Source organism: Methylibium sp., from assembly GCF_035762065.1.
Lineage (GTDB): Bacteria > Pseudomonadota > Gammaproteobacteria > Burkholderiales > Burkholderiaceae_C > Methylibium.
This window is the reverse complement of sequence record NZ_DASTPW010000012.1, coordinates 17129-32456: the sequence shown is the minus strand read 5'-3', so window position 1 is coordinate 32456 and position 15328 is coordinate 17129. Positions and strand designations below refer to the sequence as shown.

Below are 15328 nucleotides of genomic sequence, written 5' to 3'. Positions count from 1 at the left end.
GCGGCTCGGCTTCCTAGAATCCGGGCCCATGCGGATCCTCGGCATCGACCCCGGCCTGCGGGTCACCGGCTTCGGCCTCGTCGAGTGCGAAGGCAGCCGCACGCACTACGTCGCCAGCGGCACGATCAAGACCGACAGCCTCGCCAACGGCGACCTGCCCGGCCGCCTCAAGCTGATCTTCGAGGGCGTGCGCGAGGTCGTCGCGCGCTACGAGCCGAGCGCCTCGGCGGTCGAGATCGTCTTCGTCAACGTGAATCCGCAGTCGACGCTGCTGCTCGGCCAGGCGCGCGGCGCGGCGCTCGCGGCGCTGGTGTCCGCCGGGCTGCCGGTGGCCGAGTACACCGCGCTGCAGATGAAGAAGGCCGTGGTCGGCCACGGCCAGGCGAAAAAGGAACAGGTGCAGGCAATGGTCGCGCGGCTGCTCGGCCTGAGCGCGCCGCCCGGCAAGGACGCGGCCGACGCGCTGGGCATCGCGATGTGCTGCGCGCAGGCCGGGGCGATGCAGGCCCGCATCGCCGCGGTGACGCCGCTGGCGCGCCGCGCGCACGCGCAGTACGCGCGCGGGCGCAGCTACTGAGCCGCGCGAGCGGCCGGCACGGACGCGACCGCCCGGCGGCGCGCTCAGACGCTTTCGAGCATCGCGCTGTCCAGGAACGCGGTGGTCGGCGCCTCGGCCGAGTGCACGCGGTTGCGGCCGGCCCCCTTCGCCGCGTACAGCGCCACGTCCGCGCGCTGCAGCAGCGAGACGGCGCTTTCGCGGCCCTGCTCGGCGAGCGCCGCGCCGAAGCTCGCGGTGATGCCGCCGACGGACGGCAGCGCCAGCGCCTCGATCGCCGCGCGCAGCTTCTCGGCCACGTGGGCCACGCCCTCGGCGTCGGTCTCGGGCAGCACGACCAGGAACTCCTCGCCGCCGAAGCGCGCCGGCAGGTCGCTGTCGCGCAGCGTTTCGCGCAGGCAGTTCGCCAGCGCCTGCAGCACGCGGTCGCCGACCGCATGCCCGTGGCTGTCGTTGACGCGCTTGAAGTGGTCGATGTCGATCAGCAGCACGCCCAGCGAACGGCCGTAGCGGCGGTGCTGCCGCAGCATGTGGGCGAGCGCGTGATCGGCGGCCCGGCGGTTCGCCAGGCCGGTCAGCGCGTCGCGATGGGCGAGGTGGTCGAGGTCGGCGTTCGCGCGGCCCAGTTCCTCGTTCGCGCGCGCCAGCTCGGCGGTGCGCTCACCCACGCGGCGCTCGAGCTCGCGGTTCGCGTCCTGCAGCGCCTCGCCGTGCTCGACGAGGTGGTGCGTCATCAGCGCGAGCGAGGACGACAGCCGTTCCAGCTCGGACGTGCCGCGCGAGACAGGGATCGCGACCTGCCGGTCGCCGTCGAGGATGTGGTCGGCCACGATGGCGATGCGTTCGAGCGGCCGGCTGAAGCGGCCGGCGACGATCCAGACGATGACCATCGCCGCGCATGCGACGAGGCAGCCGACCGCCCAGGCGGCGCGCTGCGCGGCACGCGCCGCGGCGAGGCCGGCGGCGGCGGGCTGGCGCGCGACGATCAACCAGCCCATGTCGGTGTGCTCGCTGCGCGCCGGCAGCAGCGTGGCGGCGGTCAGGTGGCTGCCGTCGCTCCAGGCGTGCATCTGCGGCTGGATGCCCAGGGCCGGGGCGGTGCGCGCGGTGCCGGAGGCGGCGGCCGAGCCCTGCGGGTCGTGGATGACCTTGCCCGCGCGATCGACGATCAGCACCTCGACGCCCGCATCGCGCGAATCGTCGCTGTGCAGCAGCGCGATCACGTCGCGCGCCCAGCGCCAGTCGGCATGCACGCCGAGCGTGCCGATCAGCCGGCCCTCGGCGTCGCGCAGCGGCGCGGCGAAGTCGATGAAGCGCAGCGGGCCGCCGTCGTCCGACGCCGGCAGCAGCTTGGCGAGCAGCTTGGCGGTGTGCACGTCGCCGACGTAGGCGCCCTTCGTCGCGCCGACGAACCAGGGCCGCTTGGACACGTCGGCGCCGACCAGCAGGCCGTCGCTCGCGGCGACGACGGTGCCGTCGGCATCGGTCACGCCGATCCATGCGTAGTGCGGGCGGCCGCTGCGCAGCCGGTTGATCTCGGTGCGCCACGCCTGCGGATCGAGGCCGATGCGGGCGATCTCGTTGGAGCGCGCGAGCAGATCCACCTCGCGCATGCGCTCGTGCAGGCCCTCGGCCATCAGTGCGGCGGTGGCGTCGGCCAGGTGGCGCAGCGCGTCGCCGCGCTCGTTCGTGGCCTGGTGCGTCAAGCGGTTGCCGAACTCGTACGACAGCACGCCCGCCAACGCGAGGGCGAGCGTGCCGAAGAGCAGGGTCAACTGGGTGCGAAAGCTGCGGAACATGGCGCGGCGGAGCAGTAGGAGCGCGGCGCCATCGTGGCGCGGCACCACGGCGTCCGGTCGGTCGATCAGCGGCCGTGCAGCCGGCCAGATCGTTCGATGGCCGCGCGGGCTGCGCTCGCCGCCCGCGCCGCCTCAGCCGCGCCAGCCGACCCCGTGGCGCGCGAACAGCTCGCGCAGCGCGGGGCCGGCGGTCATCGCGAGCAGGCGGTCCTGCAGCACGCGCGCCAGGTCGTCGGCACCGCGCCTGACCGCGCAGCCGACCACCCAGCCGTTGCGCGGCGCGCGCGCCAGCGGCAGCGGCAGGAGCGCGTAGCGTTCGCGCGCGGCGCGCGTGCGCGCGAGCACCGATTCCAGCTCCGAGGCGAGGCCGGCCGCGGCCTCCGCGTCGCCGGCTTCGAGCGCGCGCGCGGCGTTCACGCCGTCGCCGAAGCGCGTCGACAGCGTCTCGCGCAGGGCCCCGCCGTCGGCACCGGCGAGCAGCGCGCCGGCGAGCGACTGGCCGGCGACCGCGATGCGCCGGCCACGCAGCGCGGCGGCGTCCTGGGGCGGCTCGCCGCCGCGCTCGCGGTCCCAGGCGAGCATCAGCCGCTCGCGGTAGTAGGGCCCGAACACGTCGACCTGCGGGTGCGCCTCGATCAGCAGGCGCTCCATCGGCACGTGCAGCATCACGTCGGCCGGGCCCCAGCCGAGGTAGTGGCCGCGCCAGACGGCGTTGCGCAGGTCGTCGCCGATCGACTCGCCGGCCGGGAAGTCGAGCAGCGACAGCGGCACGCCCACCGCCGCGGCCAGCTCGCCGGCCAGATCGACGTCGATGCCGTGCGGCGCCTTCGGCTCGCCGCTGCAGAACGGCGGCAGGTCCTGGTAGACCGCGACGACCAGCCGGCCCTGCCGGCGCACGCGCGCGAGCGCGGTCTCGCGAGCAGCCTCGCTCGCCGCCTGCGCCCACGCGCCGGGCGCGGTGAGCGCCGCGAGCGCGGCAGCGAGGGCGTGCCGGCGCGTCACAGCGGCTTCTCGCGGCGCGTTTCCAGGTAGCTCTTGATGGCCCACACCGCTTCCTGGTTCAGCACGCCCTCGAACGGCGGCATGTAGACCGCGCCGTTGCGGGTGCGGCCCTTGCGGACGACGCTCGCGTAGTAGTCGTCGGCGTCCTTCACGCAGGCGCTCTTCTTCGCCGCGTCCTTCAGGCTCGCGCATTCGCCGTCGAGCTTGCGCAGATCGGGCGCGATGCCGCCGGAGATCGCCTCGAGCCCGTGGCAGCGCGCGCAGTTCTGGTTGTAGGCGGAGCCGCCGATCTTCACCGCCAGCTCGTTCTTGCGGTACGGGTTCTCCGCGCGCCAGCCGTCGCCGAGCGGCGCGAGGCCCTTGGTGTCGACGGCTTGCGGCGTGACGTCGCCGTGGGCCGAGGCCGCGCCCGCCGCGGCGAGCGTGAGCAGCAGCGCGAGGCATGCGGGAAGAGCGCGGGGGCGGACAAGCAAGGTCATCGAAAGCTCCGGGGGACACATGCGCAGCCGGGGTGCAACGCCTGTGCCACCGGCGCGGGCGCGCCGCGCAGCCCCCGCGGCGGCCTCGCGGGCGGGGTTGCCACCGTCGATCTGCTCCAGCCGGGAGCAGATTCGCTCCCGCGGCGCTGCTGCCGTCGGGACTAGCGAGGCATGCCCGCCGAAGGCGCCGCTGCCTAAGATCCCGGCAGTCCGTCGCAGGACGCCGCGATCCGGGCGCCGCGAACGTGACGCCAGGAGACTTTCGATGAACAGCCCTCCTCCTCGCGTGCCGGCACGCGACGGCCGCCGCAGCGTCGGCTTCGGCCATGCCGCCACCAGCGCCTGGCTGCCGCCGGACCCGGGCCACGTCGATGCCATCCAGCAGTCGCACGAGCGCTGCACCACGCTGCGCATCAGCCCGATCCGCGCGCCCGACCATTCGCCGATGGCGCGCGCCGACCTGTCGGTCGCGCGCGAGCGCAACAGCCGGCTGTCGCAGCACGCGGTGCCGGTGATGGAGATGCTGCTCGAGCAGATCCTCGCGACGCAGAGCATGGTGCTGCTGACCGACGTGCAGGGCACGGTGCTGCATTCGATCGGCCACGACGACTTCCTCGCGAAGGCCAGCAAGGTCGCGCTCGCGCCGGGCGTGAACTGGAGCGAGTCGAACAAGGGCACGAACGCGATCGGCACCGCGCTCGTCACCGAGACGCCGACGATCGTCCACGCCGACGAGCACTTCGTCCACGCGAACCACTTCCTCACCTGCTCGGCCTCGCCGGTGTTCGACCCGCGCGGCAACCTCGTCGGCGTGCTCGACGTGACCGGCGACCACCACTCCTTCCACGCGCACACGATGGGGCTGGTGAAGATGTCGGCGCGGATGATCCAGAACCACTGGCTCATCGACGACAGCCGCCAGACGCTGCGCCTGCACTTCCATCCGCGCCCGGAATACCTCGGCACGCTGATGGAGGGGATCGTCTCGGTCGCGCCCGACGGCAAGCTGCTCGGCGCGAACCGCGCGGCGCTCGACCTGCTGCGCATGTCCGGCGCGGCACTGCGGATGAACACGCTGACCGGCCTGTTCGGCACCTCGGTCGATGCGCTCGTGGATCACTTCGGCTCGGCGCTCGCGCTGCCGCTGCAGCTGGCCGTGCCCGACGGCCGCATCGTCCACCTGCAGGCGCGCTTCAGCGGCCACCACTGGCAGGCCTTCGCGCCGGGCGCGACCGGCGGCGGCAAGGTCGTGCCCTTCGAGAAGCGCGCCGAGCGCGAGGACGCGCCCGCGCCGGCCGAGGCGCCGCCCGCGCCGGTGTTCGCGCCCGCGCCGGCGTCCACGCCGAGCCTGCGCCAGCTCCAGACCGGCGACGCGCGCATGGACGACGTCGTCGCGCGCGTCAAGCGCGTGATCGACCGCGACATCGCGGTGCTGATCCAGGGCGAGACGGGCGCCGGCAAGGAGGTGCTGGCCCGCGCGATCCACCAGGCCAGCCGCCGCGCGGGCCAGGCCTTCGTGGCGGTCAACTGCGCCTCGATCCCCGAGACGCTGATCGAGTCCGAGCTGTTCGGCTACGAGGAAGGCGCCTTCACCGGCGCGCGCCGCAAGGGCGCGGTCGGCAAGGTGCTGCAGGCGCACGGCGGCACGCTGTTCCTCGACGAGATCGGCGACATGCCGCTCGCGTTGCAGGCCCGCTTGCTGCGCGTGCTGCAGGAGCGCGAGGTGATCCCGCTCGGCGGCACCCGCGCGCTGCCGGTGGACGTGACCATCATCAGCGCCACCCACCAGCCGCTGCGCGACATGATCGAGCGCCGCGCCTTCCGCGAGGACCTGTACTACCGGCTCAACGGCCTGGTCGTGCAGCTGCCGGCGCTGCGCGATCGCAGCGACCTGATGGTGCTGGCCGAGAAGCTGCTCAAGCGCGAATGCCGCGGCCAGCGCCTGCCGCGGCTCGACGACGAAGTGGTGCGCCTGATGCAGGGCTTCCGCTGGCCGGGCAACGTGCGCCAGCTCGCGAACATGCTGCGCACCGCGGTCGCGATGGCGGGCGATGCGTCGGTCATCACGGTCGAGCACCTGTCGGAGGACTTCCTGCTCGAAGCACGCCGGGCACAGCCGGCCGCGGCGGCGTCCGAGCCGGCGCCCGGCGCCCCCGCCGCCGCCACGGCGCCCGCGCCGACCCAGCCGCCGGGCAAGAGCGTGCTGCAGCAGCTCGAGCACGAGACGGTGCGGCGCGCGCTCGCCGAGGCCGGCGGGAACATCTCGGTGGCCGCGCGCAAGCTGGGGATCAGCCGCAACACCATCTACCGCAAGCTCTACTGGCCTCCGGGTGCGGGGAGGTGACCCACCCCCGTTGCGGCTTCGCCGCTCCCCCTCGAGGGGGCGACGCTGGCGGACCGGCGGAGCCGGATCCGCGGCGTCTGCTGGCGGTCCGACTTGCCCGCGCGACGTCGGTGGTCGAGCCGCTGTGGCTTGAATGGCTCGCGCTCGGCGGCATCCTCGTCTTCGCGACCTGGCTGCTCGGCGTGCGCGGCGTCTGGGCGCTGCTGCTCGCCGCCGACCCGACCGGCATCACGCTGGTGATCCTGGTGGTGTTCGCCGCCTCGACGCTGTGGTGCGGCGCCCGCGCGCGCGAGCTGCAGCGCCAGCGCAGCGGCGGCGACCGGCCCGGTTCGTGGCTGCGCGACTACCGCGACGCGCTGGCTCGCGCGCCGCGCGACGCCGCCGCACCGCTGGACCTGCTGCTCGAACAGACGCACGGCCCGCACGCGACCGCGTGGTGGGTCAACGGCATCCAGCTGAAGCTCGGGCTGCTCGGCAAGGTGATCGGCTTTTCGATCCTGGCGCTGGAGATCGGCCGCGCGCCGAACTTCGACCCGGCGCAGTCGCAGGACCTGCTCAAGAGCCTGACCACCGGGCTGGGCGTCGCGCTGCTGACCACGATGGTCGGGCTGGTCGGCAACATCCTGCTCGGGCTGCAGCTGACACGGCTCGACCGCTATGCCGACGCGCTGGTGGCCGAGGCGCAGCGCAGCGGCCTCGACGCCGGCTGAGGCGATGCGACGACGCGGCCGGCTCGCGCGCGAGAGCGAGGTCGATCCCTTCTACGACATGTTGTTCAACATGCTGATCGCCTTCGTCTTCTGCTTCATCGTCGCGCTGATCGCGATGAACCCGAAGGCGCTGAAGGCCGGCGACATCCCGTCGAAGGCCGAGTTCATCGTCAACGTCGCCTGGCCCGACCTTGACCCGAACGACATCGACACCTGGGTGCAGGACCCGGCGGGCAACCTGGTGTGGTTCCGCGCGCGCGAGGCCGGGCTGATGCACCTGGACCGCGACGACCGCGGGCTCCAGGGCGACGTGATCCTGGTCGACGGCCGCGAGGTGGTGAACCCGCTGAACCAGGAGGTGGTGACGGTCCGCGGCGTCGAGCCGGGCGAGTTCACCGTCAACCTGCAGTACTACGAGAGCCGCAACGGCCAGCCGGTGGAGGCGAACGTCTCGGTGATCAAGGTCAACCCGCGCGCGGAGGTCGTCTTCTACGGCGCCGTGCCGCTCGCGCGCAAGGGCGACGAGGCGACCGCGGTGCGCTTCTCGGTGCTGCCGGACGGCAGCGTCGCGAACGTCAACACGCTGGCCAAGCCGCTCGTCACCACCCCGCCCTGACCCGCCCACATGACCACCCCGATCGTCCTGAGCTTCTGCGCGCTGCTGCTGGTTTGCGCGCTTGCGCTGCTGGCCTCGCGCTGGCCGGCGTGGATGAAGGCGCTGCTGGTGGCGGGCGTCAGCGTCTTCTACTTCTACGCCGACGACGCGGTGCACGGCCTGTGGGGCTGGCCGAGCGAAAACGCGCTGCCCGAGCGCTTCACGCTGCTGGCCGCGGTGATCGACGAGCCCGGCGCGAAGTCGGCCGGCGCGCTCTACGTCTGGGTCAACGCGATCGAGGAGGGCAAGCCGGCCGCACAGCCGCGCGCCTACCGGCTGCCGTACTCGAAGGACCTGCACAGCCTGCTGGACGAAGGCATGAAGAAGGTCCGCCAGGGCGTGAGCCAGATCGGCACCGCCGAGCCGAAGGCCGGCAGGCAGGGCCTCGCCTGGCTGCGGCCCGGAAGCCAGGAGCAGGAGATCAAGATCCGCGACCTGCCGACGCCGCAGTTGCCCGAGAAATGAGGCGCGCGAACCTTGTCGCCGGCGTCGTCGCGGCCGTCGGCGCGCTCGGCGCCTGCGACAGGCAGCCGCCGTCGGCCGAGCTGTTCCCGCTGGAACCCGGCCACCGCTGGACCTACCGCCAGACGCTCGAGCTCGACGACGGCAGCCGCGAGGTCACGAAGCTCGAACTCTCGACGCTTCCGAGCGAGCCCTACGAAGGCGCGACCGCCTGGCGCCGCCGCAGCGCCGACGGCAACGACTGGTGGCTGCGCCGCGACGCGAGCGGCATCTACCGCGTCGCCGCCAAGCACGACCAGCAGGCCGAGCCGCAGCCCGACGCGCAGCCGCGCTACGTGCTGAAGGAGCCGCTGGCCGCCGGCACCGAATGGCCGGCGCCGACGCTGCCCTACCTGCTCAAGCGCCGGCAGGGTTTCCCGCCCGAGCTGCGCCACGACCATCCGAGCGTGCCGATGCGCTATGCGATCGCGGCGCTCGACGAGACCGTCACCGTGCCCGCGGGCCGCTGGGAGCGTTGCCTGCGCGTGCGCGGCGAGGCCGCGGTGCGGCTCTATGCCGACGGCATGAGCGGCTGGAAGGACGTGCCGCTCGTCACCACCGAGTGGTACTGCCCCGGGCCGGGGCTGGTGAAGCTGGAGCGCAACGAGACGGTGAGCTCGCCCTTCCTTACCGGTGGCCGGCTCACGCTGGAACTGCAAGCGTGGCGCACGCCGTGAACGCGGCCTTTGCGTCGCGGTAGCACGCGAGACGGAATCCTGCAGGCCGGGCGCCGGGTGCCGCAGCGAAAGGCCGCGAAATCTTTCGTAACGCTTCGCTCGATACATTCGCCGGCTGATCCCGCGGCACGGCCACCGGGCCCGCGGCCGCGCGCCGCGCCGGCCCCGGCCGCGCCTCCCAGCCAAAGGAAGTCATGAGCGAACTCGACGAGGCCCGGCCGTCCCCGGCGTCATGGCCCGCGGTGCGGCGCCTCGCCGCCGCCGCGACGCTGGTGCTGGTCGTCGGCTGCGGCGCGCAGCGCGACGAGCCGTCGCGGCAGGCGGCAGCCGCGCCGCCGCCGGAAGTCGGCGTGGTCACCGTGGAGCTCGGGCCGGTCGGCCTGGTGGACGAGTTGCCGGGCCGGCTCGAAGCCTCGCGCGTCGCGCAGGTGCGTGCGCGTGCCACCGGCATCCTGCAGAAACGCCTGTTCCGCGAGGGCAGCGACGTGAAGGCCGGCCAGCCGCTGTTCCTGATCGACCCGGCGCCCTTGCGCGCGACGCTTGCGAGCGCCCAGGCTTCGCTGGCCCGCGCGCAGGCCAACCTCGCGCAGGCGACCGCGCAGGCCGAACGCTACAAGCCGCTGGTCGAGGCCAACGCGGTCAGCCAGCAGGAGTTCGTCAACGCCCAGGCGGCGCAAAAGCAGGCCGAGGCCGACGTCGCCGCGGGCCGCGCCTCGGTGCAGACAGCGCAGATCAACCTCGGCTACGCGAGCGTCAACGCGCCGATCGCCGGGCGCATCGGCCGCGCGCTGGTGACCGAGGGCGCGCTGGTCGGCCAGGGCGAGGCGACCCAGCTCGCGGTCGTGCAGCAGATCGATCCGATCTACGTCAACTTCACCCAGCCGGCGGCCGAGGCGCTGCGCTTGCGCGCGGCGATCGAGAAGGGCCGCCTCGCGCCCGTGTCCGGCCGCGATGCCGGCGAGGTGCGCGTGGTGCTCGAGGACGGCAGCGTCCATCCGCAAGCGGGCCGGCTGCTGTTCAGCGACCTCACCGTCGATCCGACCTCCGGCCAGATCACGCTGCGCGCCGAGCTGCCGAACCCGCAGGGCGCGCTGCTGCCGGGCCTGTACGTGCGCGTGCGCCTCGAACAGGCGCAGGCGCAGCAGGCGGTGCTGCTGCCGCAGCCGGCGGTCGCGCGCGCGAGCCAGGGCGACAGCGTGCGGATCGTCGGCGCCGACGGCCGCGTCGAGACGCGCAGCGTGCGCGTGGGCGGCTCGCAGGCGGGCCGGTGGGTCGTGCTCGAGGGCCTGAAGGGCGGCGAGCAGGTGATCGTCGACGGCTTCCAGAAGATCCGCGCCGGCGCGCCGGTCAAGCCGGTGCCGTGGCGGCCGCCCGGGGCGGCGCCCGTGGCGGGTGCGCCGGCCTCGGCGGCCTCCGCCGCGCCGGCTGCGGCCGCGTCGGCCGCGGGCCGCTGAAGGAGCGCTCGCGATGGCGCAGTTTTTCATCGACCGGCCGATCTTCGCGTGGGTGCTCGCGCTGTTCATCGTCGTGCTCGGCGGCGTGGCGATCACGCAGTTGCCGGTCGCGCAGTACCCGCCGGTCGCACCGCCCGCGATCCAGCTCAACGTCACCTACCCCGGCGCCTCGGCGCAGACGCTCGAGGACAGCGTCATCAGCGTCATCGAGCGCGAGATGAACGGCTCGCCGGGGCTGATCTACATGGAGTCGGTCACGCAGGCCGACGGCACCGGATCGATCACGCTGAGCTTCGAACCCGGCACCTCGCCGGCGCTGGCCCAGGTGGACGTGCAGAACCGCCTGAGCCGCGCCAGCCCGCGGCTGCCGCAGGCGGTGACGCAGCAGGGCGTGCGCGTCGACAAGGCCAACCCGAACTTCCTGCTGTTCGTGATCCTCTCCAGCGAGGGCGGCGCGCTCGATCCGGTCGCGCTCGGCGACTACGCCTCGCGCACGCTGCTGCCGGAGATCCAGCGGGTCAACGGCGTCGGCCAGGCGCAGCTGTTCGGCACCGAGCGCGCGATGCGCATCTGGATCGATCCTGCCAAGCTGGTCGGCTACCGCCTGTCGACCGCCGACGTGACGGCGGCGATCGCCGCGCAGAACGCGCAGGTCGCCTCGGGCACGGTCGGCGACACGCCGAACGTGCCGGGCCAGGGCATCTTCGCGACGGTGGTCGTGCGCGGCCAGCTCACCGACGCCGCCCAGTTCGCCGAGATCGTGCTGCGCGCGAGCCCGGACGGCTCGACGGTGCGGCTGAAGGACGTTGCGCGCGTCGAGCTCGGCGCGCAGACCTACGGCTTTCGCACGAGGCTCAACGGCGAGCCTTCCACGGGCATCGGCGTGCAGCTGGCCCCCGACGCCAACGCGCTCGAGACCGCGAAGGCCATCAAGCAGCGCGTCGCCGAGCTGTCGCCGTTCTTTCCGGCCGGCGTGAAGGCGACGATCCCCTTCGACGGCTCGACCTTCATCAGCATCTCGATCGAGCAGGTGGTCGTCACGCTGATCGAGGCGGTGGTGCTGGTGTTCCTGGTGATGTTCCTGTTCCTGCAGAACATCCGCTACACGCTGATCCCGACGCTGGTGGTGCCGATCGCGCTGCTCGGCAGCTTTGCGACGTTGCTCGCGCTCGGCTTCTCGATCAACGTGCTCACGCTGTTCGGCATGGTGCTGGTGATCGGCATCGTGGTCGACGACGCGATCGTCGTGGTCGAGAACGTCGAACGCATCATGAGCGAGGAGGGGCTGAGCCCGCTCGTGGCCACGCGCAAGGCGATGGGGCAGATCTCGGGCGCGATCGTCGGCGTCACCGTCGTGCTGATCTCGGTGTTCGTGCCGCTGGCCTTCTTCAGCGGCGCGGTCGGCAACATCTACCGGCAGTTCTCGGCGGTGATGGTCAGCGCGATCGCGTTCTCGGCCTTCCTCGCGCTGACGCTGACGCCCGCGCTGTGCGCGACGCTGCTCAAGCCGGTGGCCGCCGGCCACGGCCAGGCGAAACGCGGCTTCTTCGGCTGGTTCAACCGCGGCTTCACGCGCACCGCGAAGTCCTACGAAGGACTGGTCGCGCGCATGCTCCGGCGCGCGGCGTGGTGGCTGCTGCTGTACGCGGCGATCGTCGCGGTGGTGGCGCTGCTGTTCGCCCGGCTGCCCACGGCCTTCATCCCGAACGAGGACCAGGGGAACATCCTGGTCAACGTGCAGCTGCCGCCGGGCGCGACCCAGCAGCGCACGCTCGACGTGATGCAGCAGGCGGAGCAGTTCATGCTCGCCCAGCCCGAGGTGAAGGCGATGGTCAGCGTGCTCGGCTTCAGCTTCTCGGGCAGCGGCCAGAACGCGGCGCTCGGCTTCGTCACGCTGACCGACTGGGACGAGCGCGAAGGCGAGGGCCAGTCGGCGCAGGCGCTGGTCGGCCGCGCCTTCGGCGCCCTGGGCAAGCTGCGCGACGCGACCGTGTTCCCGGTAAGCCCGCCGCCGATCCGCGAGCTGGGCCGCGCCAACGGCTTCGCGTTCCGCCTGCAGGACCGCGGCGGCGCCGGCCGCGAGGCGCTGCTGGCCGCGCGCAACCAGCTGCTCGGCGCCGCGGCGAAGAGCCCGCTGCTCACCGCCGTGCGGCCCGACGGGCTCGAGGACGCCGCGCAGCTCCAGCTCGACATCGATCGCGACCGCGCGCAGGCGCTGGGCGTCAGCTTCGCCGCGATCAACGCCGCGCTGTCCACCGCCATGGGCTCGGCCTACGTCAACGACTTCCCGAACGCGGGCCGCCTGCAGCGCGTCGTGGTGCAGGCCGACGCGCCCGCCCGCATGCAGCCGGACGACCTGCTGAAGATCAACGCGCTGAACACCGCCGGCCAGCCGGTGCCGCTGGCGGCCTTCGCGACGACGCGGTGGGCCACCGGGCCGATGCAGACCGTCCGCTACAACGGCTATCCGGCGATGCGCATCGCCGGCGAGCCGGCCGCCGGCGTGAGCTCGGGCGCGGCGATCGCCGAGATGGAGCGCCTGGCGGGGCAGCTGCCGAGCGGCTTCGGCTACGAATGGACCGGCCAGACGCGCGAGGAGAAGCTCTCCGGCGCGACCGCCTTCATCCTGTTCGCCTTCTCGCTGCTCGCGGTGTTCCTCTGCCTCGCGGCGCTCTACGAGAGCTGGTCGATCCCGCTGGCGGTGATCCTCGTCGTGCCGCTGGGCGTGCTCGGCGTCGTGACGGCCGCGACCTTCCGCGGGCTGGAGAACGACGTGTACTTCAAGGTCGGCCTGATCACGATCATCGGCCTGTCGGCGAAGAACGCGGTGCTGATCATCGAGTTCGCGAAGGACCTGCACGCGCAGGGCAAGAGCACGGTGGAGGCGGTGCTCGAGGCGGCGCACCTGCGCTTCCGGCCGATCCTGATGACCTCGCTGGCCTTCATCCTGGGCGTGCTGCCGCTGGCGATCGCCAGCGGGGCCGGCTCGGCGAGCCAGCGCGCGATCGGCACCGGCGTGATGGGCGGCATGGTGAGCGCGACGGTCCTCGCGGTCTTCTTCGTGCCGGTGTTCTACGTGGTCGTGACCCGCCTGTTCAAGGGCAGCGACCGGCAGCGCCGCCGCTGGGCGCACGAAGGCGAGCCGGGCACGACGCCCGGCGGCCGCGTCGGCGAGGAGGGGCGCGGATGAAGGCGCTGCACCTGCTGCCCGCCGCCGCTGCCGCGCTGCTGATCGGCGGCTGCTCGTCGATGGCGCCGCGCCACGAGCGCCCCGCCGCGCCGGTGCCGGCCACCTTCCCGAACGCCGACGCCTCGACGGCCGGCGCGGCGACGCCCGCGGCCGACCTCGCGTGGCAGGACTTCTTCGCCGACGCCCGCCTGAAGCGGCTGATCGCGATCGCGCTCGCCAACAACCGCGACCTGCGCGTCGCGGCGCTGAACATCGAGCAGGCGCGCGCGCAGGTCGACGTGCGGCGCGCCGATCTGTGGCCCACCCTCAACGCCGGCCTCACCGCCGCGCGCCAGCCGACCGCCGGCGGCGCGCTGGCGCGCAGCTGGCAGGCCGGGCTGGTCGTCACCGGCTACGAGCTCGACCTCTTCGGCCGCGTGCGCAGCCTCGGCGACGCCGCGCTCGCGCAGTACCTGGGCACCGAGGAGGCGCGCAAGGCGGCGCAGATCAGCCTGGTCGCCACCGTCGCGGCCACCCACCTCGCGCTGCAGGTCGACGACGAGCTGCTGCGCATCACGCGGCAGACGCTCGCGACCCGCGAGGACTCGCTGCGCCTGACCCGGCTGAAGTTCGACAACGGCGTCAGCTCCGAGCTCGACCTGCGCCAGGCCGAATCGCTGCTCGAAGCCGCGCGCGTCGCGCTCGCGCAGCAGACGCGGCAACGCGCGCTCGACGAGAACGCGCTCACGCTGCTGCTCGGCCAGCCGCTGCCGGCGGACTTGCCGGCGCCCGTCGCCTTCCCGTCGGACGCGGGCCTGCCCGACGTGCCGGCCGGCGTGCCTTCCGAGGTGCTGACGCGCCGGCCCGACGTGCGCCAGGCCGAGCAGCAGCTGGTCGCCGCGAACGCGAACATCGGGGCGGCGCGGGCGGCCTTCTTTCCGCGCATCGCGCTGACCACCAGTGCGGGCAGCGCAAGCCGCGAGCTTTCCGGCCTGTTCGAATCCGGCAGCTTCGCCTGGACCTGGACCGCGCAGCTGCTGCAGCCGATCTTCGACGCCGGCCGCAACGAGGCGAACCTGTCGATCGCGAAGACCGGCCGCGAGATCGCGGTGGCCCAGTACGAACGCGCGATCCAGAGCGCCTTCCGCGAGGTGGCGGACGCCCTCGCCGGCCGCGCGACGCTCGACGAGCAGCTGCGCGCGCAAGCCGCCCAGACGCGCGCCGAGCAACGCCGCTTCGAGCTCGCCGACCTGCGCTACCGCAACGGTGCGGCCAGCTACCTCGACGTGCTCGACGCGCAGCGCTCGCTGTTCACCGCCCAGCAGCAGCTGGTGCAGGTGCAGGCGCAGCAGGTGCAGAGCCGGGTGACGCTGTACCGGGTGCTCGGCGGCGGGTGGGACGCGGGCAGCGAAGCGCCGCCGCGATGACCGCCGCTTCGCGGGCTTCGCGTACTCGAAACCGCGAACGCTCGACGAACCGCACGCAAACCGCACGAAGTGACGGCCGACCTGGTCGACGAGATGTTCCGTCAGAACGGCGTGTTCAACGCCAACGACGCGGCCGAGGTCCCCTACCCGAAGCTGCGCGACTTCTTCGGCGCCGACGCCGCCGTCTACCTGCAGGTGAAGAAGTACGGCACGAGCTACGCGGTGATCTCGAGCGAGACGCGGGTCGAAGTCACCGGCCGCATCGTCGATCTGCGCACGGGCGAGCTGTTGTGGCAAGGCAGTGCCGCCGCCTCGTCGGCCGAGCAGCAGCAGCAGGCGCAGGGCGGGCTGATCGGACTGCTGGTCACGGCGGTGGTCAAGCAGATCATCGGCACCGCGACCGACGCGGCCTACAACTACGCCGGCATCGCGAACCAGCGCATGCTGGGCGCGCCGCGATACAACGGCGTGCTGCCTGGGCCGCGTTCCCCGCTGTACGGGCAGGTACCGACGCAGCAGTGAGCTGACCCTGCGGCTAAGAACGGCGGCCTCGGC

At 73.1% G+C, this 15328-nt stretch carries 13 protein-coding genes; 10 read left to right on the top strand and 3 right to left on the bottom strand.

Going from position 1 to position 15328, the window contains the following annotated elements; all coding sequences use genetic code 11:
- The first annotated feature begins 28 nt into the window (after nucleotides 1-28).
- Nucleotides 29-577: a crossover junction endodeoxyribonuclease RuvC gene (gene ruvC, locus VFR90_RS04295; RefSeq protein ID WP_326404804.1), complete on the top strand. Its 549-nt coding sequence runs from the start codon at nucleotides 29-31 to the stop codon at nucleotides 575-577.
- Between the two features lie 44 nt (nucleotides 578-621).
- On the opposite strand, the gene VFR90_RS04290 is transcribed toward ruvC, so the two are convergent.
- From VFR90_RS04290 to pedF, 3 genes are all read right to left on the bottom strand, one after another.
- Nucleotides 622-2355 (bottom strand): diguanylate cyclase, encoded by a 1734-nt coding sequence (locus tag VFR90_RS04290; RefSeq protein ID WP_326404803.1) that lies wholly within the window; start codon nucleotides 2353-2355, stop codon nucleotides 622-624.
- Between the two features lie 132 nt (nucleotides 2356-2487).
- Complete coding sequence (locus VFR90_RS04285; protein WP_326404801.1) at nucleotides 2488-3357, bottom strand: substrate-binding periplasmic protein; 870 nt, start codon at nucleotides 3355-3357, stop codon at nucleotides 2488-2490.
- Complete coding sequence (pedF, locus tag VFR90_RS04280; RefSeq protein ID WP_326404799.1) at nucleotides 3354-3836, bottom strand: cytochrome c-550 PedF; 483 nt, start codon at nucleotides 3834-3836, stop codon at nucleotides 3354-3356. Before pedF ends, VFR90_RS04285 begins: the two co-directional genes overlap by 4 nt.
- A 265-nt stretch (nucleotides 3837-4101) precedes the next feature.
- Between pedF and VFR90_RS04275 the strand changes: the two genes are divergently transcribed.
- The 9 genes from VFR90_RS04275 to VFR90_RS04235 all read left to right on the top strand — a co-directional run bounded on the left by VFR90_RS04275 (nucleotide 4102) and on the right by VFR90_RS04235 (nucleotide 15295).
- Nucleotides 4102-6180 (top strand): sigma-54-dependent Fis family transcriptional regulator, encoded by a 2079-nt coding sequence (locus VFR90_RS04275; RefSeq protein WP_326404798.1) that lies wholly within the window; start codon nucleotides 4102-4104, stop codon nucleotides 6178-6180.
- 110 nt (nucleotides 6181-6290) lie between these two features.
- Nucleotides 6291-6890 carry a hypothetical protein gene (locus VFR90_RS04270; protein WP_326404797.1) on the top strand — a complete coding sequence of 200 codons (600 nt, stop codon included), beginning with the start codon at nucleotides 6291-6293 and terminating at the stop codon, nucleotides 6888-6890.
- A 4-nt stretch (nucleotides 6891-6894) separates the two neighbouring features.
- Complete coding sequence (locus VFR90_RS04265; protein ID WP_326404795.1) at nucleotides 6895-7506, top strand: hypothetical protein; 612 nt, start codon at nucleotides 6895-6897, stop codon at nucleotides 7504-7506.
- Nucleotides 7507-7515: 9 nt separating this feature from the next.
- Nucleotides 7516-8010, top strand: a complete 495-nt coding sequence (locus tag VFR90_RS04260; protein WP_326404794.1) for a hypothetical protein — start codon at nucleotides 7516-7518, stop codon at nucleotides 8008-8010.
- The gene (locus tag VFR90_RS04255; RefSeq protein WP_326404792.1) at nucleotides 8007-8723 is read left to right on the top strand and encodes a hypothetical protein; all 717 of its coding nucleotides are present in this window, start codon (nucleotides 8007-8009) and stop codon (nucleotides 8721-8723) included. The genes VFR90_RS04260 and VFR90_RS04255 overlap by 4 nt, the downstream gene beginning before the upstream one ends.
- Before the next feature lie 194 nt (nucleotides 8724-8917).
- The gene (locus VFR90_RS04250; protein ID WP_326404791.1) at nucleotides 8918-10177 is read left to right on the top strand and encodes an efflux RND transporter periplasmic adaptor subunit; all 1260 of its coding nucleotides are present in this window, start codon (nucleotides 8918-8920) and stop codon (nucleotides 10175-10177) included.
- A 13-nt stretch (nucleotides 10178-10190) separates the two neighbouring features.
- Nucleotides 10191-13367: an efflux RND transporter permease subunit gene (locus tag VFR90_RS04245; protein ID WP_326404789.1), complete on the top strand. Its 3177-nt coding sequence runs from the start codon at nucleotides 10191-10193 to the stop codon at nucleotides 13365-13367.
- Nucleotides 13364-14773: an efflux transporter outer membrane subunit gene (locus VFR90_RS04240; protein WP_326404788.1), complete on the top strand. Its 1410-nt coding sequence runs from the start codon at nucleotides 13364-13366 to the stop codon at nucleotides 14771-14773. Before VFR90_RS04245 ends, VFR90_RS04240 begins: the two co-directional genes overlap by 4 nt.
- A gap of 69 nt (nucleotides 14774-14842) precedes the next feature.
- The gene (locus tag VFR90_RS04235) at nucleotides 14843-15295 is read left to right on the top strand and encodes a GNA1162 family protein (RefSeq protein WP_326404787.1); all 453 of its coding nucleotides are present in this window, start codon (nucleotides 14843-14845) and stop codon (nucleotides 15293-15295) included.
- The last annotated feature ends 33 nt before the right edge of the window (nucleotides 15296-15328 follow it).

Coding starts and splice junctions, on each gene's coding strand:
- VFR90_RS04245 (WP_326404789.1), top strand. CDS start 10,191: ATGGCGCAGTTTTTCATCGACCGGCCGATCTTCGCGTGGGTGCTCGCG.
- VFR90_RS04275 (WP_326404798.1), top strand. CDS start 4,102: ATGAACAGCCCTCCTCCTCGCGTGCCGGCACGCGACGGCCGCCGCAGC.
- VFR90_RS04240 (WP_326404788.1), top strand. CDS start 13,364: ATGAAGGCGCTGCACCTGCTGCCCGCCGCCGCTGCCGCGCTGCTGATC.
- VFR90_RS04290 (WP_326404803.1), bottom strand. CDS start 2,355: ATGTTCCGCAGCTTTCGCACCCAGTTGACCCTGCTCTTCGGCACGCTC.
- VFR90_RS04265 (WP_326404795.1), top strand. CDS start 6,895: ATGCGACGACGCGGCCGGCTCGCGCGCGAGAGCGAGGTCGATCCCTTC.
- VFR90_RS04255 (WP_326404792.1), top strand. CDS start 8,007: ATGAGGCGCGCGAACCTTGTCGCCGGCGTCGTCGCGGCCGTCGGCGCG.
- VFR90_RS04260 (WP_326404794.1), top strand. CDS start 7,516: ATGACCACCCCGATCGTCCTGAGCTTCTGCGCGCTGCTGCTGGTTTGC.
- VFR90_RS04250 (WP_326404791.1), top strand. CDS start 8,918: ATGAGCGAACTCGACGAGGCCCGGCCGTCCCCGGCGTCATGGCCCGCG.
- pedF (WP_326404799.1), bottom strand. CDS start 3,836: ATGACCTTGCTTGTCCGCCCCCGCGCTCTTCCCGCATGCCTCGCGCTG.
- ruvC (WP_326404804.1), top strand. CDS start 29: ATGCGGATCCTCGGCATCGACCCCGGCCTGCGGGTCACCGGCTTCGGC.